Annotated in this window: 21 protein-coding genes; 11 read left to right on the top strand and 10 right to left on the bottom strand. The window is 56.2% G+C overall.

The window, feature by feature from the left end:
• Positions 1–557: 557 nt before the first annotated feature.
• The 4 genes from BM083_RS18640 to BM083_RS18620 all read left to right on the top strand — a co-directional run bounded on the left by BM083_RS18640 (position 558) and on the right by BM083_RS18620 (position 4,071).
• Positions 558–1,193 carry a hypothetical protein gene (locus tag BM083_RS18640; protein ID WP_143085767.1) on the top strand — a complete coding sequence of 212 codons (636 nt, stop codon included), beginning with the start codon at positions 558–560 and terminating at the stop codon, positions 1,191–1,193.
• Between the two features lie 615 nt (positions 1,194–1,808).
• Positions 1,809–2,732: an ABC transporter permease gene (locus BM083_RS18630; protein ID WP_342707954.1), complete on the top strand. Its 924-nt coding sequence runs from the start codon at positions 1,809–1,811 to the stop codon at positions 2,730–2,732.
• The gene (locus BM083_RS18625) at positions 2,729–3,484 is read left to right on the top strand and encodes an ABC transporter ATP-binding protein (protein ID WP_089871518.1); all 756 of its coding nucleotides are present in this window, start codon (positions 2,729–2,731) and stop codon (positions 3,482–3,484) included. Before BM083_RS18630 ends, BM083_RS18625 begins: the two co-directional genes overlap by 4 nt.
• Positions 3,481–4,071: a DUF8130 domain-containing protein gene (locus BM083_RS18620; protein WP_089871516.1), complete on the top strand. Its 591-nt coding sequence runs from the start codon at positions 3,481–3,483 to the stop codon at positions 4,069–4,071. The genes BM083_RS18625 and BM083_RS18620 overlap by 4 nt, the downstream gene beginning before the upstream one ends.
• Before the next feature lie 125 nt (positions 4,072–4,196).
• Here BM083_RS18620 and BM083_RS18615 read toward each other — a convergent pair whose 3' ends face one another.
• Positions 4,197–4,610 (bottom strand): TRAM domain-containing protein, encoded by a 414-nt coding sequence (locus BM083_RS18615; RefSeq protein ID WP_089871514.1) that lies wholly within the window; start codon positions 4,608–4,610, stop codon positions 4,197–4,199.
• Between the two features lie 199 nt (positions 4,611–4,809).
• Between BM083_RS18615 and BM083_RS18610 the strand changes: the two genes are divergently transcribed.
• From BM083_RS18610 to BM083_RS18595, 4 genes are all read left to right on the top strand, one after another.
• Positions 4,810–5,811 carry a Cdc6/Cdc18 family protein gene (locus BM083_RS18610; RefSeq protein ID WP_089871512.1) on the top strand — a complete coding sequence of 334 codons (1,002 nt, stop codon included), beginning with the start codon at positions 4,810–4,812 and terminating at the stop codon, positions 5,809–5,811.
• 72 nt (positions 5,812–5,883) lie between these two features.
• Positions 5,884–6,561, top strand: a complete 678-nt coding sequence (locus tag BM083_RS18605; RefSeq protein ID WP_089871510.1) for a hypothetical protein — start codon at positions 5,884–5,886, stop codon at positions 6,559–6,561.
• Positions 6,548–6,817, top strand: coding sequence for a DUF8156 family protein (locus tag BM083_RS18600; protein ID WP_089871507.1), 270 nt, complete (start codon positions 6,548–6,550; stop codon positions 6,815–6,817). Before BM083_RS18605 ends, BM083_RS18600 begins: the two co-directional genes overlap by 14 nt.
• Positions 6,818–6,823: 6 nt before the next feature.
• Entirely contained in the window at positions 6,824–8,932 is a 2,109-nt protein-coding gene (locus tag BM083_RS18595) for a type B DNA-directed DNA polymerase (protein ID WP_089871504.1), read from the top strand.
• A gap of 289 nt (positions 8,933–9,221) precedes the next feature.
• Here the strand turns inward: BM083_RS18595 and BM083_RS18590 are convergent, their stop codons facing one another.
• From BM083_RS18590 to BM083_RS24180, 3 genes are all read right to left on the bottom strand, one after another.
• Positions 9,222–10,610 carry an arylsulfotransferase family protein gene (locus BM083_RS18590; protein WP_089871502.1) on the bottom strand — a complete coding sequence of 463 codons (1,389 nt, stop codon included), beginning with the start codon at positions 10,608–10,610 and terminating at the stop codon, positions 9,222–9,224.
• Positions 10,611–10,987: 377 nt separating this feature from the next.
• Positions 10,988–12,190: an orc1/cdc6 family replication initiation protein gene (locus BM083_RS18585; protein ID WP_089871499.1), complete on the bottom strand. Its 1,203-nt coding sequence runs from the start codon at positions 12,188–12,190 to the stop codon at positions 10,988–10,990.
• Positions 12,191–13,270: 1,080 nt separating this feature from the next.
• Positions 13,271–13,423 (bottom strand): winged helix-turn-helix domain-containing protein, encoded by a 153-nt coding sequence (locus tag BM083_RS24180; RefSeq protein ID WP_143085772.1) that lies wholly within the window; start codon positions 13,421–13,423, stop codon positions 13,271–13,273.
• A gap of 564 nt (positions 13,424–13,987) precedes the next feature.
• On the opposite strand from BM083_RS24180, the gene BM083_RS18575 reads away from it, so the two are divergent.
• Positions 13,988–14,779: an IclR family transcriptional regulator gene (locus BM083_RS18575; RefSeq protein WP_089871495.1), complete on the top strand. Its 792-nt coding sequence runs from the start codon at positions 13,988–13,990 to the stop codon at positions 14,777–14,779.
• A gap of 723 nt (positions 14,780–15,502) precedes the next feature.
• On the opposite strand, the gene BM083_RS18570 is transcribed toward BM083_RS18575, so the two are convergent.
• Positions 15,503–16,315 carry an enoyl-CoA hydratase/isomerase family protein gene (locus BM083_RS18570; protein ID WP_089871493.1) on the bottom strand — a complete coding sequence of 271 codons (813 nt, stop codon included), beginning with the start codon at positions 16,313–16,315 and terminating at the stop codon, positions 15,503–15,505.
• Positions 16,308–17,198, bottom strand: coding sequence for a 3-hydroxyacyl-CoA dehydrogenase family protein (locus BM083_RS18565; RefSeq protein WP_089871491.1), 891 nt, complete (start codon positions 17,196–17,198; stop codon positions 16,308–16,310). The genes BM083_RS18570 and BM083_RS18565 overlap by 8 nt, the downstream gene beginning before the upstream one ends.
• Positions 17,199–17,377: 179 nt before the next feature.
• Here BM083_RS18565 and BM083_RS18560 point away from each other — a divergent pair, with 179 nt between their 5' ends.
• Together BM083_RS18560 and BM083_RS18555 are read left to right on the top strand one after the other, a co-directional pair.
• A complete protein-coding gene (locus BM083_RS18560) occupies positions 17,378–18,541 on the top strand; it encodes an acyl-CoA dehydrogenase family protein (protein WP_089871489.1) in 1,164 nt (387 codons plus the stop codon).
• Positions 18,542–18,544: 3 nt separating this feature from the next.
• Positions 18,545–19,681 (top strand): thiolase family protein, encoded by a 1,137-nt coding sequence (locus BM083_RS18555; RefSeq protein WP_089871658.1) that lies wholly within the window; start codon positions 18,545–18,547, stop codon positions 19,679–19,681.
• A 69-nt stretch (positions 19,682–19,750) separates the two neighbouring features.
• On the opposite strand, the gene BM083_RS18550 is transcribed toward BM083_RS18555, so the two are convergent.
• The 4 genes from BM083_RS18550 to BM083_RS18535 form a co-directional block, all read right to left on the bottom strand.
• A complete protein-coding gene (locus BM083_RS18550; protein ID WP_089871487.1) occupies positions 19,751–20,890 on the bottom strand; it encodes an acyl-CoA dehydrogenase family protein in 1,140 nt (379 codons plus the stop codon).
• A gap of 108 nt (positions 20,891–20,998) precedes the next feature.
• Positions 20,999–22,567, bottom strand: a complete 1,569-nt coding sequence (locus BM083_RS18545; RefSeq protein WP_089871485.1) for a long-chain-fatty-acid--CoA ligase — start codon at positions 22,565–22,567, stop codon at positions 20,999–21,001.
• Positions 22,568–22,651: 84 nt separating this feature from the next.
• Positions 22,652–24,349, bottom strand: coding sequence for a thiamine pyrophosphate-binding protein (locus BM083_RS18540; RefSeq protein ID WP_089871483.1), 1,698 nt, complete (start codon positions 24,347–24,349; stop codon positions 22,652–22,654).
• 132 nt (positions 24,350–24,481) lie between these two features.
• Entirely contained in the window at positions 24,482–26,845 is a 2,364-nt protein-coding gene (locus BM083_RS18535; protein WP_089871481.1) for a TRAP transporter permease, read from the bottom strand.
• Positions 26,846–26,866: the final 21 nt, after the last annotated feature.

Here is a 26,866-nt window from a genome sequence, read left to right as displayed (position 1 = left end):
GTATAGGAGCCGCCGTCGGAATCGGATATATTCTACTTGACGGAAGACAGCCGAGTCCGGGGTCCTCGCTGGATACTCTAGGGGCGTTTCTACTCCTGATTGTAATCGGCGTCCTTCGAGACGTCTTTCCACTAGTTACACCAATTCTGATAGTAACACCGGTTCTCGTAATTCTCATTGCGCGAGGACCAAATTACTTCAGACTAATCTTTCACTCAGAAGCAAGCTGATCCATCGTGCTGTATGCACCCTCTGAGTGTTGCACGCCACTTCTGACAGCGTTCGGTGAGGTTTCTACGATCGTGCTGAATAGAGCGCGCGTATCTCTCAGGCGGTTCGGCAATGAGAGTAATGACAACTCAATGCCCCATCTCGGATAATGTAGGAAGTACAGCATTGTTGCTGGTCAAACACGGAGGGAAACACGAGTAAGTGTCCTAACTCATCTCTGAGGAAAGCCTATAGGAAGTGTGACAGAGTACATAGGTAGAATGAGAACCAAAGCATACAGGCTGCCGACTGACAAAACCTCCCCCTCCCTCCTACTCAGATAACTCATGGATCCCAGAAGATATATTGAGAGAGCAAATGACCTCCTTGACGAGGGCAGATACGAAGGAGCAGCAGCTGGATTCAATGCTGCAGCACACGGTTGGCTAATGAGAGTCTATGATCTCGATAGCGAAACCGGCTCAATTTATACGTCTCCTCAAAACTTCGGACTGTTCGCGGACTACTCGCTAGCCGCAATCCTTTGCTACCGCTTGGTAGAGAGCAAACGGGTTCCCTTCCTTCGCGAACAAGTACAAAGTATCGTGAAGGAGTTTCAACAATTCGAGATTCCACACTCAAACCTATGGTATCCCGCTCATCAGGGATTGTGTGATGAAATTCTTGGTGACGTAGTAATATACTCCGGCGAATCAGGCGCAATTGAGCACTATGATGCCGCGTTCAAGATCTACGAGAATACTGAGAATCATCTCGGATGGCAATCTGAATTTGAGTTCGATTTTCTTATTCAGCCACCGGTTTCGCTAGCAGACCAAGTGGGTGTCGAACTAACTCAAAGAAAGCGCGAGGAGGTGACTCGAACTGATTTGTGCAGTCGCATTTCTTGGAAGAAAGAATATCTCTCGGAAATAATCAGAGACACCCTTGCACAGGGAGAAATAAAGCGCGGGATTTTCTAACAAAAACTCGTGACTTCTGACAGTGACTGGGAAGATATCTGTGGTCGTGCTGAATAGAGCGCGCAAGTCGGTCAGATCAACCTCGTTACTGAGGAAGAGTCGAATCGGTGAGCTTCGATGGTGCTTTTATCGACTCCTAGTGGTTTTTATTTGCACAGAAGGAATTTAGAAGAGATGGACATAGATAGTGGATCCGATGTGTGGGGGGCAGGAGAGTACAAAACCAAGGAGGAGGTAGACGCTGCGGATTCTGAGAGTTCGAACCTCGCGGCATTAGGATATAGCGCAGGTAGAGAGGTTGATACGAGTGAAGGTGCAACAGAGTCAGGCACGTCACTCCTCAAATCAGTGTTATTCAAGATCGGAGTGACTCTTTTGAGCTTTCTCGTACTGTGCTTACTTTTGTTTCTAATATTGGGTTGAACTTCCCACCCACCAAAACTAAACCAAACAGGAGCCCGGTGCTGCATTCAGCCTCTGAGTTCAGCACGCCACCCCTGACAGCGTTCGGTGAGGTTCCTGTGACTGTGCTGAACAGAAAGCGCATATCTTGCACTCGACGAAGCCGATGGTTGCGACACTCGCCAAGTTTGTTGAACATTCAATTGGTCAGCAATGATGAAAGTACTTTTCTGCTGGCTCCGTTACCAGCACAATATGCGGTGGTCCCCGCTTGCACGCAGTGAATGTCGAAAAGTCGTCACCTCCAAAGGAACGTGGATACTCACCGTGTTCATCGTGCTGTGGGGTTTTCGCCCCACATATGCCGGATGGGACGCGGTTGGGCGCAACCTCACAGTCGGATATGTACAGATTGGAGTCAGTTTGTTCCTTCCGGTTGGAGCGTTGCTTCTCTCGTATCAATCGCTCATCGGTGAGCGAACGACGGGCAGTCTCAAGTTCCTCCTCGGGTTACCGCTGACGCGAACCCAGGTTCTCTGGGCGAAAGTAACAGGTCGGACTCTCGGCATCGGCGCAGCAATCGTCGTTGCAACGTTCGTCTTGGCCGTCATCGGTCTGCTCAATCATGGGATGTTCGATATGCTTCCTTTCGTTGGCACACTCCTCGCGACGCTGGTTTTCGTCAGCGTGTTGGTCGCCATTGGCATCTGTATCTCGACGGTCACCCACCGGACGGTGACTGCTGCGACAACCATATTCGGGTACGTACTCGTGACGCTGTTCTGGAGTCAAATCGTTACGACGATCTACACCGCTGTCACTGGTGTCCCGGTCGACCCATACGATGCTCCGGCGAGTGGGCCGCTCTTTCTCGCGCTTCGATTGACACCTGACGGTGCCTACAATGTCCTAACGAACTGGTTTCTCGGTGTCGGTAACTCGACGGAGCTGTTCCACATCGTCTACACGAAGCTTGCACCCGGTGTGTCGGTGAACGCCTTCGTTGTCGAAGCCGCGTTCGGTGGACCTGGACCGTGGTATCTCCACCCTGTAGGAAGTATACTCGTACTGCTTGTCTGGCTGGCAGTGCCGTTGGGACTCGCTCGTCGAGTCTTCACACGTGGTGATGCCATATGACTGACGTAGACACAGCGATCAACGTTGACGGGCTGACCAAACAATACGGCGACGTTCGTGTCGTCGAGAGTCTCAATCTGACGGTTAAACAAGGGGAGACCTATGGCTTTCTCGGCCCAAATGGGGCCGGAAAATCAACGACGATCGGACTGTTACTCGATTATCTGCGACCGACGTCGGGGACGATGCGTGTCCTTGGGCGTGACCCACGAACCGAGGTGGTCGAGGTTCACGAGCGAGTCGGCATTCTCCCCGACCGATATGGGCTCTATACAGATCGGTCTGCACGCCAGCACGTTGCTCTCGTCGTCGAGACAAAGGGTGGCTCAGACGACCCGAAAGCCCTGCTCGAACGTGTCGGACTCGGTGACGCTGTAGACCAAAATGCTGGAACCTTTTCTGCCGGAATGGAACAGCGCTTGGCACTTGCGATGGCACTCGTTGGTGAGCCGGAGTTGCTTATTTTGGACGAACCATTCAGCGGCCTTGACCCACATGGTGTCCGGCTCGTCCGTGAAATCGTCGCCGAGGAAGCTGAGCGTGGAGCGGCGATTTTCTTTTCGAGTCACGTCCTCGGGCAGGTTGAACTCGTCTGTGACCGAATTGGCATTCTCCACAATGGACGGTTAGTCGCTGAAGGAACCCTTCGAGAACTTCGGGACGGAGCTGAAGTGGTCGCCGACGCGACAATGGAAGACATATTCGTGGAGCTCACTGACGCTCGCGTAGATGAGGGTGGCGATAAACGATGAAGCGTCGAGACTTCGTAGCGGCCGGAACCCTCTCAGTGGTTGGTCTCTCCGGCTGTCTCGGCGATACTGAGTATCGTCTCACAGAAATCGTTGCAGATGACTCAGCAGGGCCTCTTTCGGTGTCGGGGCGTCTCGCGGTCACTGATTCGACTATCGAACATCCTGCTGAACTCGTACTCACGCTGGAGAATACCGGCGATGAACCGGTTCGAGTCCGCAGCTACGGCGTCTGGCCGTTTGGCGTGCTCGCAGTTGCGTCGTCGCCGACGCCCGACGACGAAACGTGGAAGACGACCTTATTCTCGCAATCTTACGAGGCTACTGACCGTGTCGAAGCCAGCCGTGGCGGGGCGTCGATGTCGATGGACGGAACGCCGATAACAAAACCGCTCGGAGTTGGGGAGACTGTTAGCAGACGCTACGAGCTTCGGGGTGATGACCTCTCACGTGCGGGCACGTACTACGTCGCCGAGAGATTCGATGGACGAGCGTCACAATTCCAGACAGATAATGACTGGGAGATGTTCACTTATCGAGTCCGTATTGAAATCGAACAGAAGACGCGAGTGCCGCTACAGCAACGCTAATCAGCGGTTCAGGAAAGACGATGCTCATCCAATAGAGTGTGATGTAAATCGGCCAACTACTGCTGAAAAGCGCTTACGAGGACTCGTACATTGAGACCGGTCAATCTGAACCCTGCAACCAGACACTACGGTTCAGACCCAACAATCTCAGCGAAGGTGACGGTCTCTCGAACTGTATGCACCTCGATTTCTATAGTTTCACCAGGCTGTCCGCCGTCAACGATTACAACGTATCCGCGTTCAACCTTCGCGATGCCGTCTCCCTGCTCACCGAGCGTCTCAATCATGACCTCACGGACGTCTCCCTCCTCAACGGGTGGACCCTGCTGAGCATCTGGCGATGTATTCGGGGCGGCGTCGGGGGAGTCACTCGGCGACGACGCGGCAGTGTGCGTGAGCACGCCAACACCATAGTCTTCACCGACATCGAACTTACTCTCTTCAATCTCCCCGCGTGGAACTTCGATCCTGTACGACCCCTCGTGTTCGGTCACAGACGCCGAAAACAGACACCGCAATGAGTCAGGAACCTTGACCATCGAAGTAGGGGTCGCTTTGGAGAGATCACCCGATAACGATGTGGGTCACTCACCCAAAACACACCACCACTTCCAATGCTCTGGCCGATCTGTCGTCACAACGAGTTCCCTCTCGGCGACGACGATTCGAGAGACTGTATCGGAACTATCGGAAACGACCCGCTTCCGTTTATCGTCCTGCATCTCAAACACGTCTCGTATGATAACCGATGCTCGCGTACTCCAGTCCGAGTTCACTCCCAGAGAGGTCGAGCATCGGAACCAAGAGGTGAACCACCTCTCAAATGCCCTCCGCCCAATCATGGACGGTCACAGTGCCGAAACCACCCTCTTGACCGGTCCCTCTGGTGCGGGGAAGACCTGTATCGCCCAGTATACAGTCGAACGACTCCGCGAGAACGTCCTCGATATCAACTCCCAATACGTCAACTGTTGGCAGGACTACACCCGCTTTCGCGTCCTCTATCGCGTTCTCGAAGGCATCGACAATACGATCGATATCCACCGTCGATCGACACCGAAAGACGAACTCCTCGAACGGCTTCATCAGTATGACGGCCCACAATATGTCGTCATTCTCGACGAAGTCGACCAACTCGAAGACAAAAGCGTTCTGTACGACCTCTACCAGACACACAACGTCTCGATGGTGCTCCTCGCAAACCGTGAGAAGGACCTCTTCTCACAGTTGGACGGCCGGCTCACCAGTCGGCTGCAGACGTGCACTCGGATCCCATTCGAGAAATACCATCTCGACGAACTCGTCTCGATCCTCGAAGCCCGAGCACGGTGGGGATTATCGGAAAACGCTATCGGAAAGCAAGAACTGGCCTTAATCGCCGATGCTGCAGCGGGAGACGCACGGGTCGCGATCGGCATCCTCCGTAACGCTGCTCGACGGGCCACCCAACGGGGAACAGAGACAATAACAACCGAAATCCTCGACGAGGCAATCCCCGGCGGGAAAGACGAAGTCCGGGAGCAAACAGTCAGTAAACTCAACCAGCATCAACGCGCCCTCTACGAGATTTTACAGACTGAAGGCCAACTGAATCCGGGTGAACTCTACGAGCGATACACCGACGAAGTCGACGATCCAAAGACGAAGCGTACCATGCGAAACTACCTCTCGAAAATGGTTCATTACAAGCTCGTCATCGCCGATGGCGAGAAGCGTGCTCGGACGTACCGAGTCCGCTGAATTCGGCTATCGGAACTATCGGAACCAACCCTGTCTTGCCTATGTATCCACCTGCTGAAAGGTACAGGTGTGATGTCCCACCGACCATCCAACAGTCCCGAGTTGCCGACGCTCGACGCTGGCGTCACGCTCCTCGAAGCAGACCAGCGTGCAACAGGCGCCTTGCAATCGCTCGTGCTCGATCACATCCTTCTGGAGAATGGCCCGGCAGTCTGGGTCGATGCAAAGGGCCACGGCACGACCCAGACGCTCGCACAGGTCGCCCCGAGTATGCGGACGCTCGACCGAGTCCACATCGCACGGGCGTTCACGCCGTGGCAACATCAGAGTCTGCTTCGTGACCTCACTGAGACAGTAGACGAACAGACTTCGCTTGTCGTCCTCCCATCGTTCGATGCGTTCTATCGCACGGATGACCTCAGACGCGGCGAGCGCAAACGGATGCTTGAGGCGGGAGCCAGGTTGATTGGAACCCTCGCAGCCGACTACGAAATCCCTATCTTGGTGACCCAGTGCCGGACGGACGTACTCACAGCGCCGCTCCGCGCCAAGGTCGATGCCGTCGTTGCGTGTGAACTGACGAAGTTCGGCCCCCGATTCGTCGGCGACGAATTCGAGTCACTGGTCTATCCCATTGGTGATGGGCTCGTCCAGACGACGATTGCGTTCTGGCAGCGCGTTCTTGAGACCCGTCATCCGGCCATTGCAGCAGCGACGAAACCGGAGGTGTCGACCGTTGGGTCGCACTAACTCAACCTATCGAGACCTCTTGCGGGCCACCGAAGAGCGGTGGCACCCCTATCGCCGTGCACTCCGTCGACACGACCAAGATCACTTTGACCGCTTGTTCGAACACGCCCGCGCACACGCCGATGCCGCAGGCTATCTGAATCACCAGTCGGTCGAGGTACGGATTCTGGTCTCAGTCGTACTCGAACAGGAGAAACGAATCGACGATTTGGAGTCGACGGTCGAGGAACTCGCCGTCTCGTTGACGCTCCGCTAACCAGTCATGCCGTTCAAAATCGACTACCGCGATGGCGACGTCCTTGAGTGGACGCTCACCGACGATGGGGCCGAGTACGTCCGTAACAGTTCCTACACGCCGACGCTCTATGTGTCTGTCCACGGGCGCGCTGATCTCGTCGACCTCTATGGGACCCTCCGGGACCATCCCGACGTCGTCCACGCGAGAACTGTTGAGAAACGTATCGGGTTCCGCTACGACTCAGAGTCCGTCCTCCGCGTCGACGTGACCAGCCTCGACGCCGTGACGACGCTCGCACACGAGATCTCGGGATGGGCAAAGCCCGGCGACTATCGCCTCTACAACGTCGACTTCTCCAGAGAGTTCCGGTACTGTCTGGAGCGAGACCTATCGCCCATCCCTGAACGAGAGTTGTCGGTCATGGAACTTGCCGTTGACGAGTCGGTCCTCGCAGCAGATTGTCTCACAAAGCTACTGGTTGATGAGGAACGACTGTCAGGCGACCCCGAAGCGGTTCTCGCGAAGCTGTCCCAGCGAGTGACAGACACTGACCCTGACGTGCTGATGCTAAACACCAGTGAGGTGGTGCCCGCACTGTACCAAGCGGCCGAGAGTTGCGATTTCGACGAGTTCCAGTTAGGGCGTCTCCCAGAGTGGCAACAACTTGCTGGCGAGTCAACTTACGCGAGTTATGGGCGGGTCGGCCACTCGCCCGCTCGCTTCAACGTACCGGGACGGGCCATTGTCGATCGTTCGAACACGTTCTTTTGGTCACAGTCGAATCTCGATGGTTGTATCGATCTCGTCGAGCGGTCCGGGAAGCCATTGCAGGAACTGGCGTGGGCCTCGATTGGGACCATCCTCACGGCGATGCAGATTCGTGAGGCTCGGCGTCGCAACGTGCTCGTCCCGTGGCACTCGTGGCGCCACGAACAGCTCAAGACGATGCGGCAACTCCACGAAGCAGACAGAGGCGGATTTACGTTCGCACCCGATGTCGGCCTACACGAGGACGTCCACGAGTTAGATTTCTCGTCGTTGTACCCCAACATCATCGTGAGCCGGAACGTGAGTCCTGAAAAAATTCGGTGTGAGTGCCATGCTGGTCGGGAGGATGTTCCCGGCCTTGGATACTGTATCTGTGACGAACGCGGATATCTCCCCGACGTGCTCGAACCGCTCATCACTGACCGTGAGACGATGAAGACCGAGTTACGGGAGACTGACGACGCCGAACGAATCGTCGAATTAGAAGGCCGGTCAAGCGCCATCAAGTGGATCCTCGTCTCGTGTTTCGGGTATCAAGGCTTCTCGAACGCAAAATTCGGTCGGATCGAGTGCCACGAGGCAATCAACGCGTTCGCTCGCGAAATCTTGCTAGATACGAAGGAGACACTCGAAGCGAACGGCTGGCGCGTCGTCCATGGTATCGTCGATTCGGTGTGGGTGACGGCTGTTGAGGGTGAAGAGCAGACACCACTGGCTGAAATCACCGAGATAGTCACCGCCGACGTTGGCATTCGATTGGAATACGAGGCGCACTACGACTGGATTGCGTTCGTCCCACTGCGGAATTCCGAGGCTGGCGCCCTCACCAAATACTTCGGCAAAGTCGCTGCCGAGGACGACTACAAGTATCGCGGCATCGAATGTCGCCAGCGCAGTACCCCCCAGTTCATCGCGACTGCGCAGAAGGATATGATCGAGGCTCTCGACGAACACCGTGATGTAAAGGCTGTGTGTGAGCAACTGAAGCGGTGGCTCCAGCGGTTGCAGGCTGGCACTCTCGACGTATCGGAGTTAGTCATCACAAATCGTGTCTCGAAACCACTCGATGAGTATACACGGACCACGCGGAACGTCGCTGCGTTGGAACGCGCAGAGACTCGTGGGCTGTGTCGGAATCCGGGACAGAACGTTGACTATGTCGTCGTCGATGATAGCAAGCAGACAGCGGACCGTGTTGCGCTCGCCACAGAAGGGGTTGAGGAGTACGACATCGAGTTTTATCGAAAGCAGTTGATTCGTGCCGCAGAAAGCGTCCTCTCACCGCTTGGGTGGCGTGAAGCAGATATCACCCAGTATTTAGCGGACTATAAGGATATCTCGTTGCAGACATTTGGAGAGGGATGAATGAGGACTCGAAGAGCGTGGATGAGTCGACAGAGAAAGAAGGCGAGTGCCTCGGGGCTTGACCCCAAGGCAGTTCGCAGGTTGCAGTGGAAACCGTCCCACCATTATCGATGTGTGAACTCCAGAGCAAGTACGTTAGTTTGAGCGAAAGACTTCCAGGAAGCCATACCCACCTACTCCGCGACTGACTCCGTGAGTTGAGGCCGAGGAACACCGACAATTAAGTTGCCTCTGTGGGGTGGCCCGCCCACACGCAAGCCCACGACGTCAGTCGTGGGTCACTGACACGTCATGTCTTCCTCCGATGCGTGACCTTAAATCGAACTGACCAGGGAGACCACCACAGCTCAGCGGTTGCCCAGCTGATTCCTGTAAGTCCCCCTAGGAGCAATGCAGTGAATTCGACGAATCCGACCCATGAAGGTAGCACGTACAAGAGCGGATTGATGAGCATGCGGGGTAGTAGCTTTCGGAACCACACCAACCCCTTGCCAGTCACACTCGAGGAAGGGGTTTGGGAAATCGTTGCTTCCGACTTGCCATCTGTGCTATCAGCTGGTAGTGAAGCTTGTACACTGTGACCACCCGTACTTTCGTCCCCCGTTCCAAGTCGTTCTGCGTCGTAGGCCCCCTTGAGTTTAACCTGCCAGACAATCTCACCACTTTTGTTGACTTCGACGATGCGGCCACCGTTTGAGTCGGTGATGAGTGTGTGTCCGTTTGGAAGTCGATCAACATCTCGTGGCCACATGAGATGTTCGTCTTCCCAACTCCACGATTGTTTCCACGTTCCGGAGTTTGTCCGGCAGTACTCCACCACTCTATTGTTCTCTGAGTCGGCAACCAAAACTGCTGGTCCTCCCCGCGCAGCAGGAATGTAGTCGGGGTTGTGTTGTTCGTACAGTATGTCGTAATCATCCTCCGACCCTAGTGTCCAGTTCTCTTGCAAGCCGTGTTGTGGGTGGATGAAGACGACCTGGTCTTGGTTCCGAAGGCTCACCATCACGCGGCCGTCTTTAAGGCGTTCGACGTCGTTCACGTGTGTCCAATCACCTGGGAACAGCCCCCCTCCCGACAGTGGAAACTCATTTTGGGCGTGCCACTCCCACTCAGTAATCCCACTTGTCGTATTTACCACGAACGCCCGGTCAAGCGCAATATCTGCAATGAGGAAGCGAGAATTACCAACGCGGTCCACATCGTGCCACTGGCCCCGCCCTAGCGCGGTGATGAAGGTGTAGTGCCGTGTTGTCTCTCCGGTGGTTAAATTCACTTCTTCAACGATATTCTGCCAACAGGCGGTCGTCGCACTGCACTCGTTTCGTTCGAGACGGTTCGAAGCAACATACAGCACTGTCGAGTGAGTTCCTTCGACAGGGTCGACGTCGTTGTACACACGATGGCTGTCGTTGTAGTATGCAACATCGCCAGTTTTTGTGTAGGCGATGAGTGCGTTATCTCGCTCCCCATCCGTTCTGCGTTCGCTCGTCGTGACGACAGTCAGGTGTGACCCACGCTGTAGTTGCGTACGACTCTGCTTCGAATCAAGCTCTTCGCTTTCGCTTGAGTACGTAATGTATCCTTGTACAACGGTCGCTCCAGAGACAAGAATGAGCGTAGCAAATATCGCTCGAATTAGGTACTTGAGTTTCCTTCGATTCAATTGGTTCGGTCTCATGATAGTCTCACTTTTTGAAGTGGGCTCTGTGTTCGAATCCTGCAGATAATCTTTAGTATCTATGACCAGTCTTGGTTGCTGCAGATGACGTAGTTATATCTTCACAATCAAGGAATATAGCTGTTATAGCCGGCCACTCTTTGTTCATATCTGTGTAATGTTCCGGCATTCGAGCATTCTCCCCGGGCACGGTGATAACGACGTAAAAGAGCAGTTCCAGAAGCCATTACGGAAGTTCAAGGAGAAAGATCTCGATTGTGCTTGAGCGCGCGTACAACACGATTCATCGATAGCTACCCGTCGATTTGACTGATCAACGATACATTCTCGGCACACCCCTCGTTGCCGCTGCAACCAATGTCAGAATGACAACCAGACTAATCGGCGTCAGCACACGCCTTGATGACGATTGTCGGCTTGACTTCGGAGAGACGATTGACCATATAGTTGCCCTGTCCTTGCCCCTTACCGCGAAGGTCTTGGTCGATAATCGAGAGGAACTCGAGCTCAGAAAGGATATCTCGGATGCGGCGCTTCTTGAGGGGTTCAGCTCCGTCACCCTTGCAAACAGTACGGTAGACGTCGTAGATATCGTTGGTCGGGACCCATGCTTCGTCGTCGCCGCGTTGCTGGACGATGTTCGCGAGTGCGATGAGGACGAAGCGACTGTGCGGCGTGCTCTTCGAGATGAGGTCCGCGACACGATTCTGTTCCTCTCGCTCGTGGGCTTTGTTCACATGGGCTTCCCTGACGACGCTGTCGCCTGCATCCTCTGCAATCTCACCAGCAAACCGGAGGATGTCGATTGCTTTGCGTGCGTCACCATGTTCACGAGCGGCAAGTGCAGCAACGCGCGGTGGCACTGCATCAGAGAGCGCGCCGTCTCGGAACGCATCCTGTCGTGACTCGAGAATTGCCCGCAGCTGGTTTGCATCGTACGGCGGGAAGACGAATTCTCGCTCAGAGAGGCTTGATTTGACTCGCTCGTTGAGCGTGTCCTTGTACTGAATCTTGTTACTGATACCGATGACCCCAAGCGTACTACTAGTGAGCTTGCCAGACTCGACTGCACGCGAGAGTTGCATGAGGACGTTGTCACCGTCGAGTTTGTCGATCTCGTCGAGGATGACGATGACAACATCGTAGTAATCGTCGACAACAGTCCAGAGCTTCCGATAGTAGTCGCCCGTGCTCAAGCCAGCAGCGGGGATTCGGAGTTCGCCACCGGCGTCGTCGTTCAGTTGGATGGCGATCGATTTGACCGCCTGCGTTTCAGTCGAGTCCTGAAAACAGTCCACGTAGGCGGTCCCCACACGAACGTCGTCTGCTGCGGCTCGAGTTTTGAGCTGGCGAGCCATGAACTTCGAACAAAGTGACTTCCCTGTCCCCGTTTTGCCGTAAATGAGGACGTGGTTGGGAGTCTGGCCCTTCAGTGCAGGTCGGAGTGACGAACCCAGATCGTTCAACTGTTCGTTCCGACCGATGATGCGGTCTTCGTCTGGAAGGTATTTGACTTGGAGGAGATCCTTGTTTCGGAAGATGGCATCGTTCCCTCCAAAGTAGTCGATTGAGTCCGACATCCGTTTGTGAATGGTGCTCTCGTGAGAGAGTATCAATGTTCGCATTACAACATAGGTCGTTGCCGCTGGAAACACCCCACGTTGCCGCTGCAAATGAGTGAGATCTTGCTCGGCCAATTAAGACACGAATAGCAAAGTGGCAAGGGGTAGCCACACTGAATCCAGCTTATTAGAGCTTGTAGCGCTTGGTTCTGGACAGTGAGTTGGTTGAATAATCGTTGCTCAGATATATGTCTGACACCCCTTGTTGCCGCTGCAAATAGCCCTGCGTTGCCGCTGGAAGAAGACCTTGTTGCCGCTGCAAGTGGTTGGTCGCCCGTCTTCACGTGGAATATCTTTGGGCGAATCTGCGGTGATACAGCCGAGCACACACACCCCTCGTTGCCGCTGCAAACTGAGCGAGCGTGTCGGGTGATCTTGCTTAGAGAAATTGTCCGTTTGAGCGAGGTAGAACGCGCAGAAGGCTAACTCGCCAGACAAACACACAGAGCGGTTGAACCGCTGTGTCGTGACCGAAGTCACTCCTAGATGTTGCTATGTGACTCTTGTATGATTTGGTTCGACTCATTGGTATTTAATTCTGTCGGGATAGAGAGGTCACGATGTATCTCTAACTAATACATCCGCCCTTCGCCTTGCCGTTTGCAGCGGCAACGAGGGGTGTGTCTCCGAGTTACTTCGAGAGCAAAGACGGGTTCGACATTTGCAGCGGCAATAAGGGGTGTCTGTCTTGCCGAGAGAAGATCCCGACTGCTGCTCGAGAAGTATCTGCGTTCTCACAAAGGCGAATCTTGATTGATCACCGATGAACCGCGTTTTATGCTTGAGGCAGATCCCCGGCATCAGTACAACAGCTTTCCACTCACCTCGTGAATCCTCTAGCTCTGGATATTCAATCCGTGTCGAATCTATAATCAGATATTTTTGGAATTCTTCGCACAGTGCGACAATGAGGACGTATACCACGTGGAAACCACACGGGACGCAGCTCAAACTGCACGTATTTCTTGGTTTGGTAGATGCAATCTACAGTGACGTCCATTTCTTGTTGCTTTCTTTGGGCTCATCATGGAACCCGTCTCAATCTTCAGGCTTGGCTTCGGCGACTGTTTGACGAGACTTTTGGTGACCCAATTCCAAACCATTCATCAACTGCCGACAGCTGGGGATCGAGTAGGTAAAATCGAACACTTCTTCAAGAAATCTGTCGAGAAGTACCGGTGTCCACGCCAGCGCGTCGACTTCAGCTTCAGTTGGTGGTGCTGAATCGCTTACTCCAACTTTTTCTGTTAAGACTTAATTAGCTTCCGAGGTCTCCCCGAACAACGGCCGTCCAGAACAGCCTGCTCAAGCTGCTCAACTTATAGTGAAAGAATAGAAGCCCTGCGCACAGGTTTTCACTTTCGAGACACTGATAGGTAGATTTGAGTTCGGTTCGACGACGCAACACTGGCCGAAGCAAGATTCCAGAGAGGAGTACTCTCAGTAGGTGATCCCAGAGCTGAGTAGTGTGGTGACGGCTACGCGACTGTATTCTTCCAATCTACTGTGACGCGCCGGAGCATATCAGATTGGGCGTGTTAGCAACCTATACCCTGCCATTAGACTCTGCGAGGTGAACCGTGGTTACACAAGGGAGGATCTAGCTGCGTGGATGACGATGGTATTTTGAGAGGGGCCAGGGATTCGATCACCACAAACGATGTGTTTCGAATCCTGCTACGCTCGTCACCAACCCCAAACATAGTTGTTTCGTATTAGTGAATTTTATTATGGTGGGCGAGTCAATCTCTCACAATGGAAAATACAGGCGATAACGGGTGTGAAGCGTCGGACGATGGGCGAACGCTGAAGAGTCTCGAGCGGTCGTTCGCTATCATTTCAGAACTGAAAGAGCGCGAAGTCGCTGGAGTCACAGAACTGGCGAACGCGACGGGACTATCGAAGGGTTCCGTTCACAAGCATCTGGCGACACTTCGAGCCGGCGACTTCGTCACAAAAGACGATAGAGCGTACCGCCTCGGTCTTCGGTTCCTCGACATCGGCGCCGACGTCCGGAACCAGATAGAAGGGAATACGCTCATTCAGGAGAAACTCCGGGAACTCGCTGAGGAAACCGGTGAGACAGCGCAGTTCACCGTCAGAGAGCACGGGCGAGCAGTAGTTCTGTATCGTGAGACTGGCATGCAGGGTGTCTTCTCAAAGGGGCGGGTTGGGAAGCGGTTTCACATACATCACACAGCCGCAGGGAAGGCCATGCTGGCGCAGATGCCCAGAGAAGAGGTTCAACGCCTCATCGACACATACGGTCTAACAGCTGCGACTGAGAACACGATTACTACTGAGACAGCGTTATTCGACGAACTCGACAAAGTACGGAAACAGGGATTCGCAATTAATGAAAGTGAAAGCACCAGAGGACTGCGTGCCGTGGCCGTCCCAATCGTGGATTCAGATGAAAACATCCTCGGTGCGTTTGCCATTGCTGGGCCTGCTCACCGCTTGAAGCATGAACAACTGGAGAATGAGATCTCAGACCTCATTCATCGGAGTGTAAACGAACTGGAGCTCAACCTCGCCCACTCTTAACGCAGATTCTATACTTGGTTGATTTTCTGCTCTTTTACGCCTACTTCGGGAGGGCATGTATTGGTTACTCCAACACGTCCCTCCCCTACTATCCCTCACTTTCAGTTCTCCAATACGGTGGATCACAGATTAAAATTCTGCCACTGAAACTCAGGCTGTCTCTGTGACGTGATGAAGGCCGGAATTTAGTGAACACTCGTATGACGGAGGTTGATTGTGAGTTCTCAGGAAGCGAGTGTTACAGTCTTAGTATTGTAATATCAATCCTATTGCGATGGTTTGTTCAGTGAATACTACTCTCTCGTATCGGATTCACTGTTTCATAATTACGAACGCACTCTGAAGTGTCTCGGTTCCAACTTCTCCTCCAGTCGTATCCCGTCCAGGACATTTGGGTTGTAGATAGTCAACACTTACCACGGAAGATAGCAATGCGTTTCTTAATAAGAAACATCTTGACAGCCGACTCGCGATAAATGGCACAGATTATGCAACAGTCGGACAAAGAACCATCAGCAAGACGAACTCCATTTCCACCGTTCTCTCTCGAAAGGACAAGATAGCGCGCCAACCAGATCTTGGTCCGTGACGATTAGCCCACCATACGAGTATCGTAACGGCTGCCAAGGAACGATCACCTCAATCCAGGCGTTCGGGATTCACTCCCAGCTATCGACTCGACAGCTGAGAGAACCGTGTGACGAACAAGTTCCCGGCCCGCGTTTACTCGCCAGAGAATTCGGCTTCACGATTCTGCAAGAACGCATCGATTCCTTCGTTCTTATCCTCGGTTGCGAACAACTGGACGAACAGTTCGGATTCGTATTCGATACCATCATCGAGACCCAGCCGAGAACTCTTACGAATAGCCGACTTGGCGAGTTCGAGCGCGATGGGACTCTTCTCCGCCATCGCACCCGCCAAGTCGTACACCTGATTGTCGATATCGTCTTCGTTGCAAACCACGTCGATGAGCCCGATATCGGCCGCTTCAGTAGCGTCGATAAGTTTGCCCGAGAGGACGAGCCGCATCGCCTGACCCTCTCCCACGAGCCGGGTCAATCGCTGTGTCCCGCCACCGCCTGGAATCAGACCCAGGTTGATTTCCGGCTGTCCGAGTTTTACACCCTCCTGAGCGATGCGGACGTCACAGGACTGTGCAAGCTCACAGCCCCCACCAAGTGCGTGCCCGTTGATGCGAGCGATGACCGGGATCGACAGCTCATCTGCGGCTTCATAGACGCGTGCTCGCTTGCTCGCCTCGAGTTGGTCGACTAGGTCGCGTTCGCGTAGCTCGGTGACGTCGGCACCAGCGACGAATGCGCTTGACTCATCTCCACCGGTTAGGACGAGGACCCGAACGTCGTCGTCGGCCTCTGCGGTGTTGAAGGCATCCTTCAGTTCTGTACGGACCTGTTCGTTCAGTGCATTTCGAGCGTCCGGGCGCTCAATAGAGACTGTGCCCACGCGGTCGGCGTGTTCGCCGACTGTCACCGAGAGCAGTTCGTACGACTGCTCTGTCAGAGACTTACTCATTTCCTTCCCCCCACTCACCGCTCATACCGACCTTCTCACCGTCTTCCCAGACATAGTATCCCTCGCCTGTCTTTTTCCCGAGTTTCCCGGCACGAACCTTGCGACGGAGTGCCTGCGGTGGTTTGAAACGCTCTCCGAGTTCCTCGCGCAGGTACTCTGCGATGTGAAGTCGCACGTCGAGACCGACATGGTCACCGAGTTCAATCGGCCCCATCGGGTAGCCGTAGCCCTTGCGCATCGCCGCGTCGATATCCGACGGTTTGGCAACGCCCTGTTCGACCATCCGAATGGCCTCCAGACCGAGTGCGAGCCCCAATCTCGAAGTGGCAAAGCCCGCAGTGTCGCGGACCACAACGTCCTCTTTCTCGATGCTCTCGACGTACTCAATGGCGCGGGCCTCTGTCTCGCCGGTCGTCTGCTCCGCGATGATGACCTCCACTAGATCCATGATGTGTGGTGGATTGAAGAAGTGAAGACCAATAGTCCGGCCCGGGCGCTCCAGTACGGATGCCATCTCGGTGACAGAGAGCGACGAGGTATTCGAGGCGATGATAGCATCCTTCGGGGCCGACGCTTCGACGTCCTGGAAGACGTCCTGCTTGATGTCCATGTCCTCGGGGACCGCCTCAACGACGAGGTCAGCGTCCGAAACGGCGTCGGCGAGGTTGGTCGTCCCAGAGAGTCGGTTGAGCGTCGCCTCCATCTCCGATTCGGTCACCTTGTCACGCTCGACACCCGCTGTGAGGTTCTGTTGAATCCCCTCGATACCCTCAGCGACGAGGTTGTCTTCGATGTCCCGAAGTACGACGTCATGACCACCCATAGCTGATACCTGCGCGATTCCGTGACCCATACTACCCGCTCCTAACACTGCAATCTGCATACCAAGTCCCACAGAAGCAGCTCTCAAAAACGTTTCCTCGTACGAATGTGAGAAGCACGCTCAGGGGAAACCAGAGGAATCGTTTGCGACACGAGTGAGTTCCAAACCGTCGACAGCGGACGGGTCTTCGACAGGCCCTCGACCGAACTATTAATATTGTCGCATCTTACCTGTTAGGTATGCTCGACTATGTAGATCTGGAGAGTGAGCTATCCGAAGAAGAGCGCATGGTTCGCGATACCGCACGTGAGTTCGTCGAGGAAAAGGTCAAACCCGACATCGGCCAACATTGGATCGACGGCACGTTTCCGATGGATCTCATCTCCGAGATGGGTGAAATGGGCTTCTACGCGCCGAATCTGGACGGCTACGGGCTCCCAAATCTGAGCGAGACGGCCTACGGCCTGCTTATGCAGGAACTCGAAGCCGCTGACTCGGGGCTTCGCTCAATGGCGTCCGTCCAAGGAGCACTCGTGATGTACCCTATCCACGCGTTCGGTTCTGAAGCACAGAAGGATGAGTGGCTACCGGCACTGGGTACCGGCGAAGCCGTCGGTTGCTTCGGCCTCACCGAACCTGAGCACGGCTCGAACGCCTCTGCGATGGCGACGCACGCCGAACGCGATGCAGACGGTTATGTGCTGAACGGCGCGAAGACCTGGATTACGAATTCACCAATCAGTGACGTTGCGATCGTTTGGGCGAGAGACCGGTCGGTGGACGACGACCCGGTTCGTGGCTTTCTCGTCGAGACAGAGTGGGACGGCGTGTCGACCAACAAGATAGACGAGAAGCTCTCACTCCGAGCATCGATCACGGGTGAAATCGGTCTTAACGACGTTCGCGTTCCCGAAGAGAACGTCCTCCCGGGCGTCGAGGGGATGAAAGGGCCGCTCTCGTGTCTCACGCAGGCACGCTACGGCATCGCCTGGGGCGCAGTTGGTGCCGCGATGGACTGTTTCCAGACGGCACTCGACTATGCAACCGACCGCGACCAGTTTGGCAAGCCCATTGGTGGCTTCCAGATTCAGCAGGAGAAACTCGCCGAGATGGCGACCCAAATCACCAACGCACAATTGCTTGCCCACCGCTTGGCGGAGCTCAAAGAGCGCGGTGACCTGAAGCCTACACAGGTGTCAATGGCGAAGCGCAACAACGTCCGAATGGCACGTGAGCAGTCCCGCGTCGCCCGCGAGATGCTCGGCGGCAACGGCATCACGGCCGACTACTCGCCGATGCGCCACATCACCAACCTCGAAACGGTGTACACCTACGAGGGAACCCACGACATTCACTCGCTCATCATCGGCCACGACCTTACCGGCATCCCCGCATTCGAATAGATGGTGACAGACACTGACCCCGTAGTCGTCGGTGCCATCCGAACACCGCAGGGGAAGCAAGGCGGCGTGTACGCTGGAGTCCGGAGTGAGGACCTCTCGATTCCCCTCGTGAACGAATTACTGGCCGAGACCGGGCTGACAGGTGCAGACGTCGATGACCTCCAGTGGGGCTGTGCGAAGCAGGTTAAAGAACAGGGGAACAACCTCGCACGCGTCATTGCGCTCCTGTCTGACCTCGGCGAGCGGGTCCCTGCGACGACCATCGACCGTCTCTGTGGGTCGTCAGCGCAGGCAATCACCTCCGCGTCTGACTCCATCCGCGCTGGCCAGCGTGAGTGCATCATCGCTGGTGGCGTCGAGAACATGTCGCGGGTACAGCGCGAGCAAGGCATCGACTCCTATCCTGCCATCCGTGAGCAGTACGACACCGATGCACTCCAGATGGGGATGACCGCTGAAGCCGTCGCCGAGCGGTTCGACGTCAGTCGCGAGGTACAGGATGAATACAGCGCTCGATCTCAGCAACGCGCTGTCAAGGCGACCAAAGAGGGTCGCTTTGACGAGGAGATACGTCCCATCGACACCGGACAGGAAGTCGTTACGGAAGACGAAGGCCTGCGCCCGGGAACGACTACGGAGAAACTCGCCGACCTCCCCACCGTGTTCAAAGACGACGGCACGGTCACGCCCGGAAACGCCTCGCAGATTTCGGACGGGGCGGCCGCCGTCATGCTCACGTCCAGACAGTTCGCCGAGAAGCACGGCCTTGAGATCATGGCTGAGATCGGAGCCCACAGCGTCGCGGGCGTCGACCCCGAGATTATGGGTATCGGCCCTGTTCCCGCGGTCAGAAGCCTCATGGACCGTGCAGGGACGACCATCGACGACTACGACCTGGTCGAGCTTAACGAGGCGTTCGCGAGTCAGACGCTGTACTGTCAGCGCGAACTCGGCATCGATGACGACGTCTTCAACGTCAACGGTGGTGCCATCGCCATCGGACACCCGTTGGGTGCCTCCGGTGCGCGCCTGCCCGTGACGCTCATTCACGAACTCCACCGCCGCGACGCCGAGCGTGGGCTTTCAACGATGTGTATCGGTTACGGCCAGGGTATTGCCATCGAGTTCCGCGTTCCTTGAACCAACGACTCTTCTTTAAACACAGCCGACAGAAAGCAGCGATAGCAGGTCAGACGAATCGTGACGCCTCTACAGGAGTCGGTCGGCGATGATGTTCTTCTGGATCTCGCTGGTCCCCTCGTAAATCTTCGTGATGCGAGCGTCCCGGTAGTAGCGCTCGACAGGGTGGTCGGAAACGTACCCTGCGCCGCCGTGTACCTGGATGGCCTCGTCAGCAACGTCGACAGCGTGTTCGGAAGCGAACAGTTTCGCCATGCTGGCGAACTTGGCTGCAAGCTGGTCGTCCCCGTTCTGGACTTGTGATGCGGCGCGGTAGGTCAGCGACCGTGCTGCCTCGATATTGGTCGCCATCTCGGCGAGTTTGTGCTGGATGGCCTGGAACTCCCCAATCTTCTGGCCGAACTGCTCGCGCTCACCGGCGTAGTCGAGCGACGCGTCGAGCGCAGCCTGTGCGGCACCGACGGCTTGGGAGGCGACACGGGTGCGGCCGGAGGCGAAGAAGTCCATCAGTTGGTAGAACCCTTTGTCGACTTCGCCGATGACGTTCTCTTCGGAGACGCGCACGTCGTCGACGATGACCTCTGCCAAGTCAGAGGCACGGATACCAAGCTTGTTGTCGATCTTTTCGGTGTTGAAGCCGTCAAGGTCGGTGGGCACGAGGAAAGCAGTGATGCCGCGGTGACCTTCGTCGATGGACGTCTTCGCCATCATGACACCGACGTCTGCGATTGTCCCGTTCGTGATCCACATCTTGTTACCGTTGAGGACGTACTCGTCGCCGTCTTTCTCCGCACGGGTTTCGATTCCTGCGACGTTCGAGCCGTGGGCCGGCTCGGAGATGGCAGAGTACGAGACAGCCTCCCCACCCGCGATCTTCGGGAGCCATTCCTCTTTCATCCAGTCGTCACCGTACTTGATGATCATGTTCGTCCCGAAGCCGGCACTGCTGACGGCACTGCCGATACCGGGGTCCGAACGCCAGAGTTGCTCGGTGACGAGGACAGCGTCCAGGAGGTCCATCCCTGCACCACCGTATTCGACCGGGATATGAGGAGCAACGAAATCGAACTCTGCTGCCTTCTTGCGGAGTTCCTCCGGATAGGTCCCTTCCTGGTCGTGTTTCTGCGCGATTGGTTTGATTTCGTTCTCGCCGAACTCACGGACAGCCTGCCGAATAGCACGGTGCTCGTCCGATAGCTGGAACGCCATAGCATACCATTACAGACTATGTGTGAAAGAGATTTTGATGCTGCAACACTGCGGCTAGTGACGAACATCATACAGCAAGGAGACAAGTAACAGGAGCGGCGCGGTTGCTCAGTTCTCGTTCCGGAGTTCGTACTTCTGGACCTTTCCTGTCGTCGTGCGTGGCAATTCGTCGCAGAACTCGACGATTCGTGGGTGCTTGTACTCGGCAATGTTGTTTAGCGCATACTGTCTAATCTCGTCCTCGGTGACGTCCTTGCCGGGTTCGACCCCAGGTGCAGGGACAATGAGTGCTTTGACCGTCTCGCCACGACGCTCATCCTCGATCCCGACAACCGCGGCGTCGGCGACTGCTTCGTGTTCGTAGAGAAGCTCTTCTACCTCGCGCGGATAGACGTTGTACCCCCCGGTGACGATCATGTGCTTCTCGCGGTCGACGATGTAGAAGAAGTTGTCCTCGTCCCAGTATCCCAGGTCTTCTGTGTGGAACCAGCGGGTGCCGTCCTCCCAGGTGAACGCCTCTTCGTTGGCCTCCGGAAGTCCGTAGTATCCCTGCATGACGTTCGGGCCGGAGACGACGAGTTCGCCGACCACTTCGTCGAGGTCGACCACAGATTCGTCGACCGGGCCCGTCTCGACGCGGGGCATCTCCTCAAAGTGCTGGTTCACGATCTTCGCCTTGACAGCTTCGACGGGCTTGCCGATACTTCCCTTCCGACGGACGCCGGGCCAGTTCGCGTGGGTGACGGGACTCGTCTCGGTCAGCCCGTAGCCCTCGAACAGCGCCGTTTCGAACAGTTCCTCGAACGTCTCTAGCACCTCCATCGGAAGGCTCGACCCACCAGAGTTGACGAATCGGAGCGAGGAGAGGTCGACCTCGTCGGCGTTCGGTTGGTTTATCATGTCGTTGAACATCGCTGGTACCCCGTACATCACGGTGATTCCCTCGGATTCGATTCGGTCGAAGACGACCTGTGGGTCCCACTCGGCTACGGGGTAGTAGGTTGCACCCGTGAACACAGCGGCATTCATTACAGCAGACATGCCATAGATGTGGAAAAGCGGGAGCGTCCCGAGGAGGTTATCCTCCGGACTGATAGGTGGGTCTGGCAGGGTCATATTCGACCGCGTGTTCGACGCGAGATTGTAGTGCGACAGGAGAACGCCCTTGGGTGTTCCAGTCGTCCCAGAAGTGTACGGCTGGACAGCCACGTCGTCGTCAGCACGCTCGACGACTGGCACGGTCTCGTTTGCGAGGAACGCTTCGAAGTCGGTCGCGTCTTCAACCTCTGTACCGATACTGACGATGGTGTCGACGTCCGTGTCGGGCTGGACTTCGGAGACTGCCGCGGCGTTCTCTGAGAGCGTGACGACGGCCTTCGCGTTACTGTCCGAGAGCAGGTGGCCGATCTCGCGTGCCTTGTACTGTGGGTTCATCGGGACGACGATACTACCTGTCCGGAGCGCGCCGTAGAACGCGGTCACGAACTGTGGGAGGTTCGGGAGATAGATAGCGATGCGGTCGTCCTCGCCGATGCCATGGGCGTTCAGCGCGGCCGCGAACTGGCCACTTCGCTCCCAGAACGTTTTGTAGCTCTGTTCGGTGCCGTCGAAGGAAATGGCCACGGAGTTGGGTGTCTCCGATACAGTCTCCGCGACCGCTGTAACGAGATTCGTCATTGCAGTACCCTGCTGTTGCTACCGCGGTACAAAAGTTTTCTCGAAGAATATTAATTAACATGGGAGTCGCGATTTGACCGTAGGCTAGTCGTGGACGAGTACGTCCACCACGTTGACGCCGCCGCTGTCGAGCGCCGCGCCGAGTGCCGGCCGTATTTCTTCGACCGTCTCAACCCTACAGGCTTCTGCGCCGTGGCTTTCGGCGTTCTTAACGAAGTCGATGGGCGGGTTAAAGTCCATTCCTACGTAGTCATGATCCTCGTCAGACTCACTGAGTATCTTCTGCGTGTTGTCCTTGAGGATACGGTAGTTACCGTTGTCAGGAATGACCACCGTGAGGTCCAAGTCGTACCGTGTCGCGCTGTAGATGGACTGTGGATAGTAGAGGTACGAACCATCACCGACGTAGCCGACAACGTCGCGTGACTTCTCACGCATGGATTCGGCGAGTGCGGCCCCGATGGCAGCGGGGAGGCCGTAACCGAGACCACCGCCCTTATTCGAGATGAACTGTTCTGGTTGAAGCTGCCAGCGAATGAGCAGTGGATACTTCGCGGTGATACTTTCGTCGACAATGTACGCATCGGATGCAATGTCGCGCATGACGTCGACGAGTTCTGCCTTGGAGGCACGGGTGCTGCCCGCCGGCGTCTCGTCCTCACTGATGCGACGCATGGTCCCACTGACCGAATCTTTGACTTCTCGGACTCGTTCGACGCGCTCTCTGCGGACATTGTCTGGAATCCGGTCCTGGAGTCGCTCCGCCAGTTGGTCCATGACGAGGCCAGGGTCACCGATGACCGCAGCATTGGCTGGGTGGTTCTTTCCAACCTCCCAGGCGTCGTCGGCGACGTGGATACAGGTCGTCTCGGGGCTCACGATATCGCTGTCGTGATTCAGCAGCGTCGTGTTCGTCGAACAGCCGACAAACACAATCGTATCGGTGTCCATGAACATCGTCCCAAGCTTCTCATCGGGTGGCATATGCGATATCCACTGCTCGTGGTCGCTGGGGAAGTTTACCTCACAGGAGAGCATCTCGGCGTGGACGCGCGCTCCAGCGGCCTCCGCGAACGCGACGGCGGAACCGACGGCATCCGTTCCCGACCGGGCGACGTGATCACCGACCACCAGTAGCGGCTCGTCAGCGTCGGCAAGCAGGTCCACTGCCCGTTCGATCTGCGTAACGTCACCACGGCCTGCGTTCGGAATCGGTCCGAGGGGTTCAATCTCCTCAGCGTCGGTCTCTTCAAGCATCACATCCTGTGGAAGTGCCAGGAAGACCGGGCCAGTTGGGGGTGTCAGCGCGACGCGGAACGCCCGACGGAGCATCGTTGGAAGCGCTTCGACATCAAGAACTTCGGCCGACCACTTGGTGAACTGCTCGACCATCTCGACGAGTTCACCATGCAACAGGGGCTCTTCGTGACGGAAGTCCCGCTCGTGGTTCCCTGCGGTGACGACCAACGGAGCACCGGTGAAGGACGCACCGTAGATGTTGCCGAGGCCGTGTGCGAGACCCGGGGTGATGTGAAGATTGACGACGCCGGCAGGCATGATGTCGTCCTCGTGGTGGCTGTGGTATCGGCGTGTGCTTGCATACCCGGCGGCCATCCCAACGGCGATGTCTTCGTGGAGACCAAGGACGTAGTCGAGGCTGGCGGTACTGATGGCGTCGAGCACCGGGATTTCAGTCGTACCGGGGTTGCCGAATACGTGTTTGACGCCGTACTGTTCGAGGGCGTCAACGAACAGGTCCGCACCCGTATAATCGTTTGACATACTGATACCTGATGTGGGACCGCCACTATGTTAATAGTTGACTTCCCTTTAAATCGAGGCATAGCAGGAATCCCTGCGACACTATTGGTGACGGGGCAGAAGCCGAAGTCGGAGAAGGAAGACGGGAGCGAGTTACCGATCGCGCAACTCAGCGGTGGGTGTGACGACGTCGGGGAGACGGTCGAGTTGGGCTAGCGTCAACCCGACGAGTGCAATCGTCGCGGCCCCGACTTGGAGCGTCGTCGCAGTACTCGGTCCGATGTACTTCGAGAGTACAGGTCCGTACAGAGCCACCAACGTGAGGGCGAGATAGGCGAACCGGTGGGGAATTCCAAGCACGTGCCGGCCGTCGAACCCGATGGTGACGGCGGTCAGTGCGACAACACCAATAAACACACTGAAGGCGGCCACTGGCGTCCCGGTCACCGTCCAGGTGACGAGGCTATCGTTCGCCACCAGAGCAAACGGGATGAGGAAACCTGCAATACCGATTCGGAGCGCCTGTTTCGCCGAGACGAGGAAACTGCTATCCGCAATGCGTGAGGCAACGGCAACCCCGACGGCGACCGGCGGCGTAATCGCCGAGAGCATCGCGAAGTAGAACACGAACAAGTGAGCCGTGATTTCAGCTACACCCAGTTCCTGCAGCGGTGACGTCAGCAGAGCCGCAACCAGCACGTAGGCTGCCGGAGTCGGCATTCCGAGACCGAATAGGATGCTAGTCAACATCGCGAGAATCAAGGCAACGAGCAGGACGCCACCTGCCAGCGCGACCATTCGGAGGCTAATTTTCCCAGAGAGCCCCGTCTGCGTCAACATCTTGATGATGACGCCCATCGCAGCAAGGACGCCCACGAGGGGTGCCATATCGAGTGCCCCTTTCATGAACCCGCGGAGGGTCTTGACCGTCGTGACGAACAACTGCTTCGGGATGGTGCTCCTGAGACCGGGGGGTGAGGAAACCCCGTCGTCTGCTCCAGCAACCCAGGAATCTTCAGACTCGTCTCCGATGATCAGTAGCGTCAGGTCGCGGACGTACATGACGGCAATAAGGGTCACCACCGTGTAGAACCCGGTTGCCAGTGCGGACAGTTGCATCACCGCAAGTGCGTAGACCAGCACTGCCAGCGGGATGAGGAAGTACCGGGCCTGGAAGAACTGCTCGATGGAATCAAGAAGTTCAGTCACTCCACTCTCAGTAGACGTCGTGACAACGCCATGGGCGAACCGCCCGAGCAAGAGCACACCGATGGTTGCGCTACCCGAGAGAACGAGTGACAGTTCTCCGATCTGGCGTACTGCGTAGAACGCCCCGCCAGCGAGCGCGAAGTACGCGACGATGACCAACGCGCTCTTGCTGAAGAGGATCTCGTATATCCCGGTATCTTCGCCTCTGTCGCTGGTCCAGCCGTGTCGGAGCACAGTGAATTGGACGGCAACGCCCACGCTGAAGTAGAAGAGGAGCGCCGGGAGTAGAGCGGCCTGGATGATACGGACGTAGGGAACGCCGACGAAGTCGGCCATGAGGAAGGCGGCGACGCCCATGACCGGGGGCATGATCTGCCCACCACTGGACGCGACAGCTTCAATGGCCGCGCTGAAGTCCTCGCGGATTCCCTGGCGTTGCATCATCGGGATGGTGAAGCTCCCTGTTGTCGCGGCATTGGCTGCTGCACTCCCAGTGATTGACCCCATGGCCATCGAAGAGAGGACTGCGACGTGGACGATCCCACTCCGGAGTCGTTTCCCCAGTTGTTGGCTCAGGTCAAGGACGATATCTAAGATACCGTAGGCCCGGGCCAGCCCCGCAAACATGATGAAGATGGCCACGTACTTCGCACCGGCCTGGGTTATGAACCCATACACACCAGACCGTTCGACCTGCGTCGCACCGTACAGGGCGACGTCGGTCGTACTGAGCCCAGTGTGCTGGAGGAATCCAGGGAACACCGACCCGAACAGTGCGTAGAAGACGGATGCGATACCGACCAGTGCGATAGACCACCCGTACGCCCGTCGCGTGGCATCGAGTGCAATGACGACGACGACGAGGCCGAGTGTGAGGTCTATGGTTGAGTAGCCGAGGAGAACCGCGTCCCCCGTGAGTCGGCTGTAGCCCGTGACGAAGTAATACCCAACGGACGCTGAGACGACTACGGTGGCCAGACACACTACCGTATCTACGCGGGCAACGAGACGCTGAACCGATTCATCGAACCTGCTGACGATTGGCCCATCGATTACCGATGTGCCCTTCACGACACGCTCGTATGCGAGATGCAAGTAGTACAGCGAGAGCCCAAGGTGCAGAAAGACCATCCCGTGAATGATCTGCGTAAACGGCCGCTCCCAGGCGTAAAATATCGTATAGCTCGTCAGAGCGACCGCAAGGAAGATCACGAGAGCTAACAACACCGTCTCTGCGAGCGGGCGGTCAGAGAGTTCCCCGAGCAGGTCGCCCGGTGAGGTTGCTGCTTCGTTGGATGTCTCGGTCATGAATTGATAAGAGTCTTCTCA

It is taken from the genome of Halogranum rubrum (assembly GCF_900114455.1).
Classification (GTDB): domain Archaea; phylum Halobacteriota; class Halobacteria; order Halobacteriales; family Haloferacaceae; genus Halogranum; species Halogranum rubrum.
This window is presented reverse-complemented; position numbering and strand designations above follow the sequence as displayed.

Bases quoted from the DNA above. Each gene is read 5' to 3' on its own strand.
- BM083_RS18630 (WP_342707954.1), top strand. From the start codon at position 1,809: ATGATGAAAGTACTTTTCTGCTGGCTCCGTTACCAGCACAATATGCGG.
- BM083_RS18605 (WP_089871510.1), top strand. From the start codon at position 5,884: ATGTCCCACCGACCATCCAACAGTCCCGAGTTGCCGACGCTCGACGCT.
- BM083_RS18560 (WP_089871489.1), top strand. From the start codon at position 17,378: ATGCTCGACTATGTAGATCTGGAGAGTGAGCTATCCGAAGAAGAGCGC.
- BM083_RS18540 (WP_089871483.1), bottom strand. From the start codon at position 24,349: ATGTCAAACGATTATACGGGTGCGGACCTGTTCGTTGACGCCCTCGAA.
- BM083_RS18595 (WP_089871504.1), top strand. From the start codon at position 6,824: ATGCCGTTCAAAATCGACTACCGCGATGGCGACGTCCTTGAGTGGACG.
- BM083_RS18570 (WP_089871493.1), bottom strand. From the start codon at position 16,315: ATGAGTAAGTCTCTGACAGAGCAGTCGTACGAACTGCTCTCGGTGACA.
- BM083_RS18575 (WP_089871495.1), top strand. From the start codon at position 13,988: ATGGAAAATACAGGCGATAACGGGTGTGAAGCGTCGGACGATGGGCGA.
- BM083_RS18550 (WP_089871487.1), bottom strand. From the start codon at position 20,890: ATGGCGTTCCAGCTATCGGACGAGCACCGTGCTATTCGGCAGGCTGTC.
- BM083_RS18640 (WP_143085767.1), top strand. From the start codon at position 558: ATGGATCCCAGAAGATATATTGAGAGAGCAAATGACCTCCTTGACGAG.
- BM083_RS18620 (WP_089871516.1), top strand. From the start codon at position 3,481: ATGAAGCGTCGAGACTTCGTAGCGGCCGGAACCCTCTCAGTGGTTGGT.
- BM083_RS18545 (WP_089871485.1), bottom strand. From the start codon at position 22,567: ATGACGAATCTCGTTACAGCGGTCGCGGAGACTGTATCGGAGACACCC.
- BM083_RS18565 (WP_089871491.1), bottom strand. From the start codon at position 17,198: ATGCAGATTGCAGTGTTAGGAGCGGGTAGTATGGGTCACGGAATCGCG.
- BM083_RS18610 (WP_089871512.1), top strand. From the start codon at position 4,810: ATGATAACCGATGCTCGCGTACTCCAGTCCGAGTTCACTCCCAGAGAG.
- BM083_RS18585 (WP_089871499.1), bottom strand. From the start codon at position 12,190: ATGTCGGACTCAATCGACTACTTTGGAGGGAACGATGCCATCTTCCGA.
- BM083_RS18590 (WP_089871502.1), bottom strand. From the start codon at position 10,610: ATGAGACCGAACCAATTGAATCGAAGGAAACTCAAGTACCTAATTCGA.
- BM083_RS18615 (WP_089871514.1), bottom strand. From the start codon at position 4,610: ATGGTCAAGGTTCCTGACTCATTGCGGTGTCTGTTTTCGGCGTCTGTG.
- BM083_RS18625 (WP_089871518.1), top strand. From the start codon at position 2,729: ATGACTGACGTAGACACAGCGATCAACGTTGACGGGCTGACCAAACAA.
- BM083_RS18535 (WP_089871481.1), bottom strand. From the start codon at position 26,845: ATGACCGAGACATCCAACGAAGCAGCAACCTCACCGGGCGACCTGCTC.